Origin of the sequence: Flammeovirga sp. SubArs3, assembly GCF_947387565.1 — a bacterium.
Classification (GTDB): domain Bacteria; phylum Bacteroidota; class Bacteroidia; order Cytophagales; family Flammeovirgaceae; genus Flammeovirga; species Flammeovirga agarivorans.
Genome location: NZ_CANDOA010000007.1, coordinates 108563 through 126697, shown reverse-complemented (window position 1 = coordinate 126697; position 18135 = coordinate 108563). Strand labels below are relative to the sequence as shown.

17 protein-coding genes are annotated in these 18135 nt (G+C 28.0%); 11 read left to right on the top strand and 6 right to left on the bottom strand.

Annotated elements, in window-relative coordinates; all coding sequences use genetic code 11:
• Positions 1 to 4 precede the first annotated feature (4 nt).
• From QL232_RS19310 to QL232_RS19260, 11 genes are all read left to right on the top strand, one after another.
• On the top strand, positions 5 to 1090 hold the full coding sequence (locus QL232_RS19310; RefSeq protein WP_235958318.1) for a mannose-1-phosphate guanylyltransferase: 1086 nt from the start codon (positions 5 to 7) through the stop codon (positions 1088 to 1090).
• 107 nt (positions 1091 to 1197) lie between these two features.
• Positions 1198 to 2250: a hypothetical protein gene (locus QL232_RS19305; RefSeq protein ID WP_281615423.1), complete on the top strand. Its 1053-nt coding sequence runs from the start codon at positions 1198 to 1200 to the stop codon at positions 2248 to 2250.
• Between the two features lie 84 nt (positions 2251 to 2334).
• Positions 2335 to 3207: a glucose-1-phosphate thymidylyltransferase RfbA gene (rfbA, locus tag QL232_RS19300; protein ID WP_281615422.1), complete on the top strand. Its 873-nt coding sequence runs from the start codon at positions 2335 to 2337 to the stop codon at positions 3205 to 3207.
• Position 3208: 1 nt separating this feature from the next.
• On the top strand, positions 3209 to 3757 hold the full coding sequence (rfbC, locus tag QL232_RS19295) for a dTDP-4-dehydrorhamnose 3,5-epimerase (protein WP_281615421.1): 549 nt from the start codon (positions 3209 to 3211) through the stop codon (positions 3755 to 3757).
• Positions 3757 to 4611, top strand: coding sequence for a dTDP-4-dehydrorhamnose reductase (gene rfbD, locus QL232_RS19290; protein ID WP_281615420.1), 855 nt, complete (start codon positions 3757 to 3759; stop codon positions 4609 to 4611). Before rfbC ends, rfbD begins: the two co-directional genes overlap by 1 nt.
• 42 nt (positions 4612 to 4653) lie before the next feature.
• Entirely contained in the window at positions 4654 to 5664 is a 1011-nt protein-coding gene (rfbB, locus tag QL232_RS19285) for a dTDP-glucose 4,6-dehydratase (protein WP_281615419.1), read from the top strand.
• Between the two features lies 1 nt (position 5665).
• Positions 5666 to 6700: an NAD-dependent epimerase/dehydratase family protein gene (locus QL232_RS19280; protein WP_281615418.1), complete on the top strand. Its 1035-nt coding sequence runs from the start codon at positions 5666 to 5668 to the stop codon at positions 6698 to 6700.
• Complete coding sequence (locus tag QL232_RS19275; protein WP_281615417.1) at positions 6701 to 7987, top strand: oligosaccharide flippase family protein; 1287 nt, start codon at positions 6701 to 6703, stop codon at positions 7985 to 7987.
• The gene (locus QL232_RS19270) at positions 7965 to 8834 is read left to right on the top strand and encodes a polysaccharide pyruvyl transferase family protein (protein WP_281615416.1); all 870 of its coding nucleotides are present in this window, start codon (positions 7965 to 7967) and stop codon (positions 8832 to 8834) included. The genes QL232_RS19275 and QL232_RS19270 overlap by 23 nt, the downstream gene beginning before the upstream one ends.
• Before the next feature lie 13 nt (positions 8835 to 8847).
• Entirely contained in the window at positions 8848 to 9981 is a 1134-nt protein-coding gene (locus QL232_RS19265; protein WP_281615415.1) for a glycosyltransferase, read from the top strand.
• Entirely contained in the window at positions 9978 to 11162 is a 1185-nt protein-coding gene (locus tag QL232_RS19260; protein WP_281615414.1) for a glycosyltransferase, read from the top strand. Before QL232_RS19265 ends, QL232_RS19260 begins: the two co-directional genes overlap by 4 nt.
• Before the next feature lie 7 nt (positions 11163 to 11169).
• On the opposite strand, the gene QL232_RS19255 is transcribed toward QL232_RS19260, so the two are convergent.
• The 6 genes from QL232_RS19255 to QL232_RS19230 form a co-directional block, all read right to left on the bottom strand.
• Positions 11170 to 12195: an acyltransferase family protein gene (locus QL232_RS19255; RefSeq protein WP_281615413.1), complete on the bottom strand. Its 1026-nt coding sequence runs from the start codon at positions 12193 to 12195 to the stop codon at positions 11170 to 11172.
• Positions 12188 to 13402 (bottom strand): O-antigen ligase family protein, encoded by a 1215-nt coding sequence (locus QL232_RS19250; protein ID WP_281615412.1) that lies wholly within the window; start codon positions 13400 to 13402, stop codon positions 12188 to 12190. Before QL232_RS19250 ends, QL232_RS19255 begins: the two co-directional genes overlap by 8 nt.
• Positions 13395 to 14324, bottom strand: a complete 930-nt coding sequence (locus tag QL232_RS19245) for a glycosyltransferase family 2 protein (protein WP_281615411.1) — start codon at positions 14322 to 14324, stop codon at positions 13395 to 13397. Before QL232_RS19245 ends, QL232_RS19250 begins: the two co-directional genes overlap by 8 nt.
• The gene (locus tag QL232_RS19240) at positions 14324 to 15355 is read right to left on the bottom strand and encodes a glycosyltransferase family 1 protein (protein ID WP_281615410.1); all 1032 of its coding nucleotides are present in this window, start codon (positions 15353 to 15355) and stop codon (positions 14324 to 14326) included. Before QL232_RS19240 ends, QL232_RS19245 begins: the two co-directional genes overlap by 1 nt.
• On the bottom strand, positions 15336 to 15791 hold the full coding sequence (locus QL232_RS19235; protein WP_281615409.1) for a hypothetical protein: 456 nt from the start codon (positions 15789 to 15791) through the stop codon (positions 15336 to 15338). The genes QL232_RS19240 and QL232_RS19235 overlap by 20 nt, the downstream gene beginning before the upstream one ends.
• An 845-nt stretch (positions 15792 to 16636) precedes the next feature.
• Positions 16637 to 18001 carry a sugar transferase gene (locus tag QL232_RS19230; protein ID WP_281615408.1) on the bottom strand — a complete coding sequence of 455 codons (1365 nt, stop codon included), beginning with the start codon at positions 17999 to 18001 and terminating at the stop codon, positions 16637 to 16639.
• Positions 18002 to 18135: the final 134 nt, after the last annotated feature.

The following is an 18135-nucleotide window of genomic DNA, read 5'->3' as shown; positions in this document are numbered from 1 at the left end:
TATTATGTCTGAAAATAAAAATAATTACGTAGTTATTATGGCTGGTGGTGTAGGAAGTAGATTCTGGCCATACAGTAGAGAAAGTAGACCTAAACAGTTCCAAGATATTTTAGGGACAGGAAAGACAATGATTCAAATGACCGCTGATCGTTTTGAAGGTGTTTGTCCTAATGAAAATATTTTTGTGGTAACTAGTCGCGATTATAAAGAAATCACTTTAGAGCAATTACCATTTCTTTCAGAAGATCAGGTGTTATGCGAGCCTATGCGTAGAAATACAGCACCTTGTATTGCTTATGCATGTTATAAAATAGGATTGAAGAACCCTGAGGCAAATATTGTTGTAGCACCAGCTGACCATGTTATTCTAGATGTTCCAGAATTTCAACTAAGGGTAGAAAAAGCATTACATTATGTGGCTTCTCATGATGTGTTAGTTACTTTAGGTATTCGTCCAAATAGACCAGATACTGGGTATGGTTATATTCAAGCTTTGAATGATGAACGACTTGAAGTACTTTATAAAGTAAAAACATTTACCGAAAAACCTAATGAAGAGTTGGCAAGGGCATTTGTTTTAAGTGGTGATTTTGTTTGGAATGCAGGTATTTTCGTATGGAATGCTCAAACAATTAAGAAGTCATTTAAAGAAAATCTTCAAGACGTAGATCAATTATTTTCTTCTATTGAAGATAAATTTTATACAGATCAAGAAACGGAAGCAATTGATACAATCTATCCAAAATGTAGAGATATTTCTATCGATTATGGTATCATGGAGCATGCTGACAATGTCTATGTCATGAGAACTGATTTTGGATGGTCAGATCTTGGTACATGGAAATCCCTGTATGAACAAGCGGATAAAAATGAAGAAGAAAATGTTCTTCAGGGTAATGTAATGGCTTATGAGACATTTAAAACTATTGTTAAAACGCCAAAAGACCGTTTAGTAGTAGTGCAAGGGTTGGAAAATTATATTGTAGCCGAATATGATAATGTATTGATGATCTGTAATAAAGATCATGAACAAAGAGTAAAACAATTCCTAAAAGCAGCAAAAGAACAAAGAGGTCCAGAATTTATATAATTTCCTCAGTAAGTTGAAAATATTGACATAATTAGAATTCTAAATTTTACTTTAAGTTTAGAATTCTAATTATCTTTGGCCGTTCTAAACGATTGAATTAGCTAGACATGCAAGAAAACAAGAAAGATCACAATATTAATAATACTTCCAATCAAAAAAATAACGATGAAATAGATTTGATTGAGTTGTTTTCTATTATAGGGAATAATATTAAGCAGTTTATTAACAGCATTGGTCATAACTTTGTTTACCTATTAATATATCTCTATAAGAAAGTTTATCAATGGAAACTTATTATTGGGGTATCAATAATTATAGGAGGAGTGATTGGTTTTCTAATGAAGGACTCATCACAATATTACTCTTCAACAGCAACTGTTAACTCTCCTTATTTGAAGGGGGTCGACTTTACAACAGAATTAAGTGAATTGAATTCTTTATGTACTGAGGATGGACGAGAGTTATTGGCTAAACAATTGAATGTATCAATTGAAACCGCAAATATCATCTCAGAAATTCAAGCGATAGGTTACTTTGATAAATATAAGCAAGGGAAAGTAAATGAGGAAATTGCAGACTCTCTATATTTAGAGTCTCTTGAAAATGAAACAAGGTTTGAAATTGTTATTAGCACAAAAAAAAATACAATTACAAAAGAGGAAATCCAGTCTGGCTTTGAATACTTTTTTGCTAATAATAAGTTTATACAAAACTATAGAGAAATATATTTAAATAGCTTAAAAGAAAAAGAAGCTATATATCTTTTGCAAAGGACAAAATTGCAAGAATTTAATGATGCTTATAAAAATATAATTGTCGCACAAGGTGAACTGTTAAAAAATGGGATAAAAAAGGCACCATCAAATGTTGTTGTTATGTCTGAGGAACAATCTGATGGATATATTCGTCAAAGTGGTGAAAAATCTCTTGAAGTGATGTTAGAAGCAAGAGGTTTAGAAGATAGTCTAATAATGATAAGAAGGGAATTGTCATTACAAAACCCAGTTGAATTTGTAAATAAATTTTCAGAATTATTTACTGTGTCTTTATCGACAAGAGGTAAAACAGTGTTAGGAATGTTATTTGGGTTTCTTTCTGTGTTAGGTTTCGCTATATTAATTGACTTTAATAATTACCTTAAGAGAAGAGCTAACATCTAATTTTGATAAATTGACGATTAAAATATTAATTTGCAGGCGTGTAAGAGGTTCATCTTGCATGCCTTTTCTATTAAATAGACAACAATGAAAGGAATAATTTTAGCAGGAGGTTCTGGAACAAGGCTTCATCCATTAACATTAGCTGTAAGCAAACAATTAATGCCAGTTTACAATAAGCCAATGATATATTATCCTCTTTCAACATTAATGCTGGCAGGTATTAAAGAGATTCTAATAATATCAACTCCAGATCATTTACCTTTATTTAGGAAATTACTTGGTGATGGAAGTCAACTAGGATGCTCTTTCTCTTATACTATTCAAGAAAAGCCAGAAGGTTTGGCACAAGCTTTTATATTGGGTGAAGATTTTATTGGTAATGATAAAGTATCATTGATTTTAGGAGATAATATTTTCTATGGTTCAGGTTTATCAAAACTATTACAATCCAATAATAATATTGATGGAGGTTGTGTGTATGCATATCATGTAACTGATCCTGAAAGGTATGGAGTAGTAGAGTTTGATAAAAATAAAAAAGCAATTTCGATTGAAGAAAAACCTATTAAACCCAAGTCTAATTTTGCCGTACCAGGCTTGTATTTTTATGATAATGATGTAGTGGATATAGCTAAAAATGTTAGACCTAGTACTAGGGGAGAATTAGAAATTACGTCTATTAATGAAGAGTATTTAAGAAGAGGTAAGCTACAAGTTAGTATTATGAACAGAGGTACTGCTTGGTTAGATACAGGTACTTTTGCATCTTTAATGCAAGCTGGAGAATATGTTAGAGTAATAGAAGAGAGACAAGGACTAAGTGTTGGTTGTATTGAAGAAGTAGCATACCGAATGGGTTATATTAACGCAAAACAATTAGAAGAAATTGCTAAACCATTAGTGAAAAGTGGTTACGGTCAATATATTATGAATATTCTAAAATCAGAAAACCATTAAGATGAATATCGTAGAGACGAAATTAAAAGACTGTTATATTATAGAGCCCAATGTATTTGGAGACAGAAGAGGTTATTTTTTTGAGAGTTTTCATCTTAAGAAATTTACAGAGGCTACTGGTTTAGCTGTAAATTTTGTTCAAGATAATCAATCTTCATCTTCTTATGGAGTGATTAGAGGTTTACATTTTCAAAAAGGAGTACATGCTCAGGCTAAATTAGTTAGGGTATTATCAGGGAGGGTTATAGATGTTGCTGTTGATTTACGTCCTGGGAGCGAAACATATGGTCAACATGAGGCTGTAGAACTTAGTGCTGATAATAGAAAACAATTATTTGTACCTAGAGGGTTTGCACATGGTTTTTCTGTATTATCAGAAACCGCTGAGTTTTCTTATAAATGTGATAACTATTATAACAAAGAATCTGAGGGAGGAATCATTTATAATGACCCAGAGTTGAATATTGATTGGAAAATACCATTTGGTAAAGAAAATATATCAGATAAAGATGCAGTTTTACCACTTCTTGCAGATTTGTTAAAAAAATAATGAAAAAAGTATTAGTTACAGGAGCGAATGGTCAACTAGGATCGGAATTGCAATTTTTATCCAAAAATCAAACAGAATTAAATTTTACTTTTGTAGATATTGATGATTTAGATATTACGAATCAAAAAAAAGTAGTTGATTATTTTGATGAAAATAAGTTTGATTTTTGTATTAATTGTGCAGCATATACCGCAGTTGATAAAGCTGAGGAAGAATATGATTTAGCTTACAAAGTTAATGTAGTAGGTCCTGAAAATTTAGCTATTGCTTCAGAGTTAAACAAAACAAAATTATTTCATATATCAACAGATTTTGTTTTTGGGGGAGATAGTTCGCTAGCATATAGTGAGAATATGCCTACTAGTCCACTTGGAGTTTATGGAGATACTAAATTAAAAGGTGAAGTTTCAATTTCAGATAGAATAGAACATTATTTCATTATACGAACAGCGTGGTTATATAGCAGTTTTGGAAACAATTTTGTGAAAACAATGCTGAAGTTGGGTAGAGATAGAAAAGAGTTAGGAGTAATTGTGGATCAAATTGGTACTCCAACATATGCAAGAGACTTGGCAAATGCTATATTATCTATAATGCAACAAAATAGTAACTCTTTTGGTATTTATCATTTTAGTAATGAAGGAGTTGCTAGTTGGTATGATTTTGCAAAAAATGTCTTTTTATTGAAAAATGTTGATGTTAAAGTGAATCCCATTCCAACATCTGCATACCCTACACCTGCAAAAAGACCTAGTTTTAGTTTATTAGATAAAACAAAAATTAAGACTACGTTTAAAATTACTATTCCATATTGGCAGGATAGCCTTATTAATTGTCTGAAGTTGATAGATTAAAATTCAACTTTAAAATACTTATACAATAATTAAAATATATATATGTCTTCTATTCTTATTACAGGTGGGGCGGGTTTTATAGGTTCCAATTTTGTACCATATTTTCTAGAAAAATATGAGAGCTATAATATAATAAATTTAGATAAATTGACTTATGCAGGAGATCTCTCAAATCTATCGGAAATTGAAGAAGGGCATCCAAGGTATACTTTTGTTGAAGGTGATATCTGTGATAGAAACCTCATAGAACAGCTATTTATAAAACATGACATTAAGGGAGTAATTCATTTTGCAGCAGAATCTCATGTAGATAACTCTATAACGGGACCTGAAGCTTTTGTTCAAACAAATGTTCATGGTACTTTTGTTCTGATTGATGTAGCTAGGAAGTATTGGATGAATGCACCATTTGAGTACAAAGAAGAATATAAAGACTGTAAATTCCATCATATTTCAACTGATGAAGTATATGGTACTTTAGGAGAAACAGGCTTGTTTACAGAAGAAACACCATATGCTCCAAACTCTCCATATAGTGCATCTAAAGCATCTTCTGATATGATTGTTAGGTCTTACTTCCATACTTATGGGATGAATGTAGTTACAACAAATTGTTCTAATAATTATGGTCCAAAGCAGCACAAAGAAAAGTTAATACCTACAATTATTAGAAAAGCTTTAGCAGAAGAATCAATTCCAATTTATGGAGATGGTAAAAATATAAGAGATTGGTTATACGTTTTAGATCACTGTAAAGGTATAGATCTGGTCTATCATACAGGAATCTTTGGTGAAACGTATAATATTGGGGGAAGAAATGAGAGAGATAACCTATATATTGTCGATAAGATTTGCTCTATTTTAGATGATAAAAAGCCATTAGCTGAAGGTAAGTCCTACAAAGAGCTAATTACATTTGTTACAGATCGACCAGGCCATGATAGACGTTATGCAATAGATGCAACAAAACTAGAAGGTGATCTTGGTTGGAAGGCAGATGAAGACTTTGAAAGTGGTATAATAAAAACTGTAGATTGGTACTTAAAGAAGTAAGATGAAAATATTAGTAACAGGTGTAGCGGGTTTTATCGGTTTTCATGTAGCAAAAAAATTATTAAACCTAGGTCATGAAGTAATAGGTTTAGATAATATCAATGATTATTATCCAATGACTCTGAAATTTGATAGATTAAAAGAGTTGGGTATTGAACCAGATTTTATTCGATACAATAAAAAGGTAGAGAGCAAGGATAATAATAATTTTTGCTTTTTAAGACTAGATATTACAGATGAAGTACATTTAAGTAATCTATTTAGAAATGAAAACTTCGATTATGTTATTCATTTAGCTGCACAAGCAGGAGTGAGATATAGTTTGGATAATCCAAAAGCTTATATCAAATCTAATATTGAAGGTTTTAATAACATTTTGGAAGGGTGTAGAAATAATCCAATTAAGCATTTAGTTTACGCAAGTAGTTCAAGTGTTTACGGATTAAATAAGGAACAACCTTTTTCCGTTAAACATCAAGTAGATAACCCTGTTAGTTTATATGCTGCTACCAAAAAAAGTAATGAATTAATGGCACATTCGTATAGTTATTTATACAATATCCCAACAACTGGATTACGCTTTTTTACTGTATATGGACCTTGGGGACGACCTGATATGGCTCCAATGTTATTTGCGAAAGCTATTTCAAAGGGAGATTCTATCAAAGTGTTCAATAATGGTAATTTGGAAAGAGATTTCACCTATATCGATGATATAGTTAATGGAGTTGTTAAAATAATGGAGGTAAGCCCAATAACTGATCAAACCTTAAGTGTTCCATATAGATTATTTAATATAGGTAATGGTACGCCAGTTAAGTTGAATGAGTTTATTGAAGAAATAGAAGATGCTTTAGGAAAAAAAGCAAAAAAAGAGTTGTATCCTATGCAGGACGGAGATGTATATTCAACGTATGCAGATACATCTGAGCTTGAAAATACAATAAATTATAAACCACAAACTAAACTAAAGGATGGTATTCAAACCTTCATTAAATGGTTTATAAATTATAACTCATCTGATATAAATGAATAGATGGTTTTAAAATCAATAAAAAAAGTTTTATCTCAGAATAAACAATTACTAGCTAATTTTAGCTATTTGGGTCTTATTCAAGTGATAAATATAGTATTTCCTCTATTCACAATTCCATATTTATTATCAGTAATTGGGAGTGAAAAATATGGATTGATAGTATTTGCACAATCTATCATTTCTTATTTCTTGATACTTATTAATTTTGGTTTTAATTTAATTGGTACAAAAGAAATTTCTTTGCATAGAGATAATATTGATAAGAGGTCTGAGGTTCTCAATAGTATACAGCTAATAAAAGTTATTCTGCTATGTATCTGTTATGTGATTTTATATGTTATAACTTTTTTTGTGACAGATATAGAGAACAATAAATTGTTATTCTATTTCACAACATATTTATGCATTTTTGATGTGTTTTTACCAATTTGGTATTTTCAAGGTATTGAAAAATTGCAATTTATATCAATATTTAATTTAGTTAATAAACTTGTATTTTTAATTCTAATATTTTTATTTGTCAATAAAGTAGATGATTTTTTATTAGTTCCTGTCTTTAATGGATGTGGAGCTCTTTTAGCTTGTATTTTAGCAACTTATATCATATATAAAAAACATAATAATAAATTTTTTTTACCAAAATACTCAGCAATAAAGTATTATTTTAATGAAAGTTATATAATTTTTATTGGAAGTGTTGCAGGGAAAATTAAGATGTTTGCAAATAAAACCATTCTTGGAATAGTAATAGATATGCAAACAGTTGCTTATTATGATATAGCAGATAAAATCAAACAACTTTTTGTTTCTTTTCTCGAAATATTAACTCAAGCATTATTTCCACAAGTTTCCAAAACCAAAGATCCTAAAATAGTAAGAACTTCATTGAAAGTTCTTTTTTTAGGTAGCCTTTTAGTTTATATTTTATCTTCTACATTCTTGTATTATGTAATAGAGATATTCTTTCCTGATTATCAATTAGTGGTTAATGTATTTTTGGTGTTAGGGTTATTGATAATTATTCAGCCAATTAGTTACCTTATAGCATCTGTAGTATTAGTTTTGAATAACCTTAAGAAAGATTATACAATCAATTCATACATATCAACATTTATATATTTATTCCTTCTAATTTTATTTTATCTTTTAGCAGAATTATCACTAATAACTGCTTCTTTCAGTTTAGTGGTATCTGGTTTTACATCCTTGACTTTAAATATATACTCTGTTAAAAAAAAGGGGTTAATAAATTGGATTTACTTAGATGATAAAAAGAAAAATTATTGAGATTTTACTCAATCAATACACATCAATTAATAATTCTAATTCAAGTGGTATAGTAAATCTCCATCGTCTAGATACAGGTAATGTAGGTGATTTAATGTGTGCACCTTATTTGTATTTTAAAGAATTACAGGACTACAGAAAATTAGATATATTAAGTTATGAAAAATCTATTTCAGATACGATAAAGTTTTCTGATAAACTTTTAAATAATGATATTGTTGTTGGGGGTGGAGGTTTATTAGATCGAAAGACTTTTAAAGCCCCAATAAGTATTACACAAAAGTTAGCAAAGAAAGGTACAAAAGTTATTTATTGGGGGATTGGTCACAATAATCCAAATTTAACTCCTTCAAATTTATTTTTACAACAGATAGATAATATACCAATTGTAGGCATAAGAGATTATAATGTAAAAATTAAAAATGTAGATTGGGTACCATGTGTAAGTTGTATGAATGACGTTTTTGATAAAACAAGAGAGATAGAAAATGAGGTTAGTTTCTTGATTCATGAACATATACCAATAGATGGAATCGATAATACAATGCCAATCTTATATAATAATTCAACTTTTGAACAGATCATTGAATTTATTTCTAAAACTGAAACCTTGGTAACCAATAGTTATCATGGTATGTATTGGGCAACTTTACTTGAAAAGAAAGTTATTGTTATTCCTAATTCATCTAAGATGTATAGTATGAAATATGAAATTCCCAAAATCAAAGATGTTGCTGAATATAAAGCAAAAATTAGTTCTGCTCATGTTATTTCAGGTTTTTTAGAAGAATGTCGGGAGGCAAATTTAAAGTTCTCAGAAAAAGTTTTTAACTACTTGAATATATAAGATGAATATATTGATGGATTTGTGGGCAACACAACCTACTGAAACATATAAATATCATGGTGGTGCAGAATATGCTAAGTATATTTTTTATGCTTCAATTAATGAAGGTATAACAGATTTTGATGTTTTTTATAACGTAAATTTTGAAATAGATCAAGATTTATTAAACAAATGTAAAGAGAATTCAATAAGAATTCATGAAGTAAATGATAAGGCAGATTTATATAAGCTATTAAAAAAAAATAAGTATAGTAGGTTTTACTCAGCTATGCCGTATCATTATGATGATTATAATGAGCCCAATACAAAATTTATTCTAACTGTTCATGGTTTAAGACAGTTAGAATTACCTAATGATAAATATGAATATATTTATAGGCCATCGATCTTTGAGAATTTAAAAATATATATTCGACAACATTTTTTTCAAAGCTTTAAGCAAAAGGGAATTTATCACAAAACAAATAAGTTACTTAGTATACCCAATAGTGAAATCGTTGTTGTTTCTAACCATACAAAGTTCTCATTAAAGACATTTTTCCCGAAGGTTGATTTAGATAAAATCTCAGTTTTATATTCACCTTCTGACTTATCTTATGTTAAGAAAGGTGAGATAAATAACAGAGAATACTTTTTATTAGTTAGTGCAAATAGATGGGAAAAAAATGCATATAGAGCTTTGAGAGCATTAGATGATTTATTTGAAAATGATATTTTAATTAATAAAAAAGTTATTGTTATTGGAGACAAAAATAAGGTTTTATTGAAGAATCTAAAAAATCAAGATAGATTCATTTTTAAGGGATATGTTGAAGAAGATGAATATCAAAGTCTCTTTAAAAATGCTTTCTGCTTTATTTACCCAACTTTAAATGAGGGATTTGGTTATCCACCTTTAAATGCAATGAGGTATGGTGTACCTGTTATTGCGTCTGCTATTTCTGCTGTTACTGAAGTTTGTGAAAGTGCTGTATGCTACTTTAACCCATATTCAATAAATGAAATTCAAAATAGAATTATCCAATTATCATATGATTATAAATTGAGAAAAGAACTAATTGATAATGGATATCGTCAATTAGATAAATTAAATTTGATACAACAAACAGCTGTTAATAAAATATTGAAAATTATTTTTGGAAAATGAAAATAGCAGTAATTTCAACTTCTTATCATCCATATAATATTGGAGGAGGTGAACATTCAGCAAGACAATTAGTCAATGGATTAAAAGAAAAAGATATAGAAGTTTTTGTAATAGCAGCCTACAACAAAAATACTATCGAGGAGGTAGATGGAGTTAGGGTTTATCGAGTTAAATCTCCAAATTTTTATTGGGGACCAGTAGAATCTCCAAATAAAAACCATCTGGAAAAATTATTATGGCATACAAGGGAGTCTTATAATCCAACTGTAGGAAATAGTTTGAATGAAATACTTCTAAATGAGAAACCAGATTTATTACATATTAGAAATATTACAAATTTCTCATCTTATATTTGGAAATTTGCTAATGAGATAAATATAAAATCGATTACGACTTTAAATAATTATGCAAGTATTTGTACAAAAACTACATTATTTAATAATGGTCATATATGTTCGAAACAATGTCTCTCTTGTAAAATTTTGTCATATCCAAAAAAAATTACAAGTAGATATGCTGACGGTGTAGTTGGTGTTAGTTCATTTACTTTAAATGAGCATTTAAAAAGAGGGTATTTTAAAAATTCCATTTCCACTGTAATAAGAACTTATTTACCATTAAATGAATCAATCACAACAAGAATTTTTAATGAAAATTCAGATGTTAATTTTGGTTTTATTGGCCAGATAATTGAAACTAAAGGTGTCATAAATATAATTAGGGCATTTAAAAATGCAGAGCTTTCTAAGAATACAAAATTATATTTAGCAGGAGGTGGTGACGATAAATATATTGAAGAGTGTAAAAAGGAAGCAAAAGGTAAAAGTAATATTATTTTTCTTGGTAAGGTTAACTCAGATGAATTTTATAGGATGATTGATTTAGTTATTATTTCATCAATGTGGTACGAACCATTTCCAAGAGTTTTAATCGAGTCATACTCTTATAAAAAACCTGTAGTTTCTACTACAATGGGAGGAACTACTGAAATGATAATTGAGGGTGAAACTGGCTTTTTATATAAAAATGATGAAAGTCTTGAGAAAATTTTAAAGAGTATCAATTCTAATCCTTTACAGCTAAACCAGATGACTAGACATATAGAAAATTATGTGAATTCTAATTCTAAATCAGATATTGATCAATACATAGATTTTTACTATAAATTACTAGAAAAATAAATATTTTTTAACGTCCTCCAACTAATATTCTATATAAACTAGGTATTGATTTTTTAAGAAATCTTCCTAAAGATAAGCATAAAAATAGTGTAGAAATAATAGAGGTTAAGTAAATAATTATAGCTGAAAGAGAAGATTTTCCTAATATAATAAATAGAGATTTCGTTATCATTGTTAATAAAGGCTCATGACAAAGGTAGATGAAGAAACTTAATTGTATAAAGTATGTTAATTTTATTTTGGAAAATACATACCATGCAACAAGTATACCTAATACTATAGATATTTTATAAATAATTGAATTGCCAGGTAGATAAAACCTGTAGATATTTATTGCTAACCAAATTATTACTAATGTACACTTACTAGAAAAGGGTATCTCGAATTCAAGAAGCTTTCTGTTTTTAGAAAAAATATACCCTATAAAGAAAAATAGTATACTCTCGATCTTTAAAAATCTAAATTCAAAATCATTAACCCATAAAAAGCTTAATAGTACTGTGATAATAGAAATAGTAATTTTTTTATAAAAAAAACTATTTACCATTATTGGAGATAATAGAAAATTAATAATAATTAAATCTCTTAAGAACCATAACTGATGTGAGAAAGGATCTAGAAATATTTTAATTATTAAATCAATATTTGAATAGGAATATATTAGTTTATTATTAAAGTTACTTTTAAGAGAAGGTATGTTTTGTAATATAAAAAAAATCAAGAAACCAACTAAGCACCATATTACATATGGAATAATTAGTGTTTTTACTTTTTTAATCAATTTTATTTTTAATTGACTAGAATTACTTTCAGTATACTTCCAATTATAAAAAAAATAATATCCTGAAATTATGAAATATAATGGGACACTAAATCTTGATAATCCATCACTAAATAAACGTTCTGTAAAAACTATTTCTTGAGATATATTTTCTACATATTTTATGTTTTTAGCATGAATTATGAGAATTGTAAATATTGATACACCTAAAAGGTTCTTGAATTTTTCATTTATATTAATTTCATCAATCATTTTTGAAGTTTATTATTGAAGCAAGAAATATACCTATATAAATACAACCCGTTTGATGGCTAAATAGACTTTCAGTAAACATTGAAAATACAATTAAAATAAAAATAGATATTCCTAAATGATTTTTATCTTTAATAAATTTATATAATAATGATGATAACCAAATAATGAAAAATGAAACTCCAATTATTCCATTAATTAAAAGAATACTTAAATATTGATTGTGACAATAAAATGTAGATTTACTATTAAAAGCAGATGTGTCATATTCTAAATAACAGCTCCTCAGAATAGGTATTTCACTGCCACTACCTGTTCCGATTAGAAAATCAATATTGTTTGATGTAGAAACATCAATAGCACATTTCCATAAAGCTAATCTTACATTTGTTGAATTATAAAATTTACCTTTTGGTAGTTGCCAACTTTCTTTTCTATTAGCTTCCCTAATAAATCTTTCATTCAATGTTGGAACAAAATATATTATACTCGCTAGAACAATGAATAATGATAAAGAAAGAAGAAATATTTTTTTGACTGAATATTTGTATAAAAATAAAATTGGAGTAATTGTAAATAATATAATAAAACTCGTTTTTGGAGCATCAATGATAAGAGTAACGATAGGTAATATAATAGAGATACCCCATAGTTTACTATCTTTTAATGCAAGAAAAAATGAAATGATAATACCAAATGTAATAAGTATACCTATATATATTGGATGTTCCCCTAATTCATTTGATAATAAATCTCTAAGTATTTGGTTGGTTTGAAAATCAGATGTGCTATTGGATAAATCCAAGTTTATCAATGAAGTCAACCCAATCAAACACCAAATATTGATAAGTATTGTGATTACCTTAAATATATTGATACTTTTTGTTTCAGAAAAAATGTAAATTATTACTGGTATGAATATTATCCTTTCAAAAATATCTGTAATCCCTGATTCTTTATATTGACTCCATAAAATACTGATAATACTATAGAGGAAAAATAAAGAAAATATATAAAAATGCTTATCAATACGTAGATGTATTCTATTTTTGTAATTATATGTATAGATCTTAATAGCAGAAATTATAATAAGAAAAATACTTCTTATATGATGCTCTTTTATAAATAGAGATATAAATAATAGGATAAAGTAAAAATCATTTTTATGAAGTAAAAACGTTTTAATTTTAGGTAGTATATTATTCATTCCAATAATTTTTATGCATTGAACATAAAACAACCATTCGTTTAGGTAAGAGTTTATATTTTTGTCCAAGTTTGAAACCGAATAACTTCATTATTGTGTAGATAAATGATTTAATAATCCATTTATAATTTTTATTCTTAAGTAAAAATTTTAATTCTGATACAATAAATTTAAAACCCTCTCCGTTCGGACTACCGAAGGAATTAATTATCCATTGATTCTTTGCATGGAAAACACCAGTATCAAAATACCTTTTGAACTCTTCTGAGAATGAATAATTGTGTGAATGATTTACTTTTGCCTCATTTTCGTAAATAATTTTTTTTCCACCTAGTATCAATTTAGAAGCAAGCAAAGTTTCTTCAGAAAGAATATTTTTTTCAGGGAAGCCTCCAAATTCAATAAAATCTCTAGTTCTAAATGCTGAATATGAATTTGACATGAAGCATACTTTAAATCCTATTTTGTCAATTAAAGTTTTATCTTTTGTGACTCTTAAATCTGGATAATTAAATAGCCTTGCATGCTTAGCAATAGGGGTAGCGTCAATATGGGGCAATTGACGACCATATACTCCAGATACATTTTCATCCTTAAAGTTTCTTACTATTTTTTCTAAACTGTCTTTTGAAGATAATATAGCATCCTGAGTAATAAATATGATTATATCAGAATCTTTATTATCTCTAGCTGCTGAGTTTCTTGTACCACCATGATCAAATTCTAAAGGCGAAATTACTTTTATTTCTAAATTCTTTAATTTTGAATTCTTAGCTTTTTCAATGGTTTTATCTTTAGAAGAAGAATCTACTATTAAAATTTTATCCAGAATGAATTCTTGTTCTTCTAAATTTTTTATCCAACTTTCCCATAAATTTCCAGCATTATAAGTTGGAACAATTAGTGTTACTTTGGGATTCATTATAAATATGATTTTAGAATTTTGATTGTTTCAGCACTAGTTTTTTTCCAATTGAAATGTCCTGCTTGTGATATTCCTTTTATACTTAACTTTTTTCTTAGTTTATCATTTTCAATAATAGTTTTAATACTTTTAGAAATATCATTAATGTCGTAAGGTGAAATTGTAATTGCAGAATCTTTAACAACTTCAGGGAAAGCTGTTGTGTTAGAAGTAATTACAGGGACACCACATGCCATAGCTTCTAAAGGAGGAAGTCCAAACCCTTCATATTCAGACAGGTATGTAAATGCTATTGCGTTTCTAAGTGCTGAAACTAAATCTGAATCAGTTAAATGTCCAGTAAAATAAATTCTTTCTTGTTGTAAATTTTCAAAATCATAATTTTCCGAGGAAAATACTCTTGATAAACCTTTTTTACCAACAACTACCAGATGAATATCATCATCTATTGAATTTTTAATATCTTTCCAAGCTTTAAATAATCGCAATAAATTTTTTCTTGGTTCTAAGGATCCTAAGGTAATAATATATCTTTTAAATGGAATAACATTTTCTTGATGTATACTATTAGTATTAAAGAGTGAATGATCCACTCCATTGGGTATCACACTTATTTTTTTGTCTGGTACTTTTAAAGTTTGTATGATACGTTCTTTCGAGAAGTTAGAAATTGTAATGATATGATCTACACTTTTTGCTAATTTAGGTAACATGAATTGATACCAACGAGCAAACTTATAATTTAACCATTCAGGATGATCCATAGGCACAACATCATGAATAGTTACTATATGCGGTCCCTTTGTTTGTATTGGCCCTGAATTACTAGGACTCCAAAGGATGTCATTTTTCAATAAAAAAGGAAGATATAATTGTTCCCAAATATGTCCACGAATACCATGTGCATTATTCCTACTTGGAAAAATGATATCGTATTGATCTTTTGGAAAGTTTTTTATGATTTCTTCGGTGTATCTTTGTACTCCAGTTTTATGAGAAAGGAGATTTCTAGTATTTACTTGAATCATCTAGATAATTATCAGAATAATTGATTATATGATAAGTAGCTAACATTAACCAAAAGAATGGGAAATATGTTAATTCTCCACCAATTGAAGTAATGACCGTAAAGATAATTAATATTCCAATACGGTTATAAAAATTAATACCTGTTAAGTTAAGTATTGATTTGAATACTATTGTTATATAAATAATTCCTAGTGTTCCCATTTGAAAAACTAGGTTAGGTAAAAGGCTTAAAATATATTTCGATGGGTATAAAGATAAATGAGACTTTTTAACAAACTCTTTACTTAGGTCTTCAAACATATTATATCCAAAACCCAAAATTGGCTTTTCCAACCAAAGCATCATTGAAATGTATACAGATGAGCCTCGTTCAGCAGCTGATAAGTCATCAATAAAATAGATACTAGAGTATAAAGTAAGAATTGATAAAATCATAATTGTAGGTATACTCCAGATTAAGACAGTTTTTAATATATTTTGAATTCTGTAAAATAAACGTCTTGTAATAATGCTTGTGAAAATTTCCCAAAAAATAAATAAGAAAAGAGTTAGCCATACAACTCTTGAAAACGTAAAAAAAGAATATATTACAATTGGAATATATGAAATAAGATATTTTGGTTTAAAATAATAATGTTTTAAGAAAAGCAATAATAATATTGGTAGAGCGGAAAATGAGGGTTCAGCCCAAATACTTCTTAATCTATATGACCTAGACCAACCTTGAACATTGTCAACAATAGAGTAAGATTGATTATTAGTTATATAAAATAAAGGTTGGGGTAAATTAAAGTTCTTCGCAATTATTTCATAAATACCATAGAAGATTGCAAAATTAAGAATATAATAAACATATTTTATGAAATCTTTATTGGTCTTAAATAAATTAACAAACGCAACAGTTATAAAGAAATAGACTACATTTGATGACCTTATTGTTGTCTGTTTAATTTCTTTAATTGGTTCGCCTATATTAAATAATATATGAAGAAAGAGTACTAATAGGTATGTAATTAGAATAGAAAAAGTAAAATATAATAATTGTTTTTTAATAGGTATTTTCTTTATATAAAAGAAAATAATAACAATTATGAATGAAATATTCCATGTTAAAGGTATTCCAAAATTTGATAAATTAGTTAATGTAGAATTAAAGAAAATGCCACTAATACAAAGAAAAAAAGTGATTATTTTTTTTAGCATATTCTTTTCTTTAAAATGTTTAAACAGAGTGATAAATTTATATAACTTTCATTTATATAATTATAGAATATTGCTACTTATTTGCCTTTACCCAAAACCATAACTTCTACGGTTTTGAAAATTAACCAGATATCTGTTGATAAACTAGCATTATCAAGATACAGAAGATCATACCTTAATCTTTGAATCATTTCATCAACATTTTCCGCATATCCATATAAAACTTGGCCGATAGATGTAATTCCAGGTTTAACAGCTTTTAGTTTATTATATTGAGGTGACCTCTCAACTATTTGATCTATAAAAAACTGCCTTTCAGGACGTGGTCCAACAATGGCCATATCCCCTTTAAGAACATTAAAAAATTGTGGTATTTCATCTAATCTAGTTTTACGCATAAACCTTCCCCAAGGAGTTATTCTTGGATCTTTGTCTCCTTTTGATAATGCAGGTCCTAACTTTTCTGCATCTGTATACATGCTTCTGAATTTATAGATGTGAAATGGTTCTCCCCACTTACCAACTCTCTCTTGCTTATATAAAATAGGTCCATTAGATGAAAACTTTGTCGCTAAAGCAGTAAATATATAAACAGGAGCACCAAAGATAATTACACATAAGGAGAATGCGATATCAAAACTTCTTTTGATAATGACTTCTCCAATGTTTGATAATGGTTTAACATCAACATCTAAAACCGGAATATAATCATGGTATTGTAAATGTAGGCCCCTAGTAATGAAACCTCTAAAATCCATTACTAACTTAACATCTACATTTAATTCGTAAGCAATATCGACTAATTTATCAACATCGGAATGTAAAATATATGGAAGACAAATGTATATTACATCAATATTATTATTAAGAATATATTCTTTGAATTCTTTTGAATTATGTGAAGATGTATTTAAATAGCCATTAAAATTGTATCCAAACTCTTTATGGTTATCATAAAAATTATTGATTTCATCAGAAAGTTTCCCTTGGCCTATTATAGCATAAGTTTTTAAATCTACACCTTTACGTTCTCTTAACCATCTAATAATAAAAAGAACAAAAGACTTAATGGTGATACTAAGACCACAAAATATGACATAACTCAAAAATAACTGTTCCCTCGATTGATTTTGTATTTTGAAAATTAATAGGAGAGTTGCCAAGATAGCAGCGTGTAGTATCACTAGAGTACATCCTTGTAAGAATGTTCTAATAAACGACCTTGATAATCGATTGGAATTATAAGGTTTAGAGTAAATAGATATTAGTAAGAACCAAGCAAGGTTAAATACAATGAAAATATTGTTATAAATCTCCTTATCGAGACTAAATAAGGTCTCAAACTTTAATAAATATGCAATTAGAAAACTAAAGTTTATCAGTATTGTATCTAATCCTCTAAATAAAATAGATCTAAAATTCTTGGTAGTCTTTCTCTGCATGGAACAATCGTTTAGTTATAGAAATACAAAAGTATTACTTTATTGCAGATTTATGACAAATATGAATCTACTTTTGTCATGAATATTTAGTTTTATTACCCATATAAAATAAAAAAGTCAAAAAATAGAAGTGA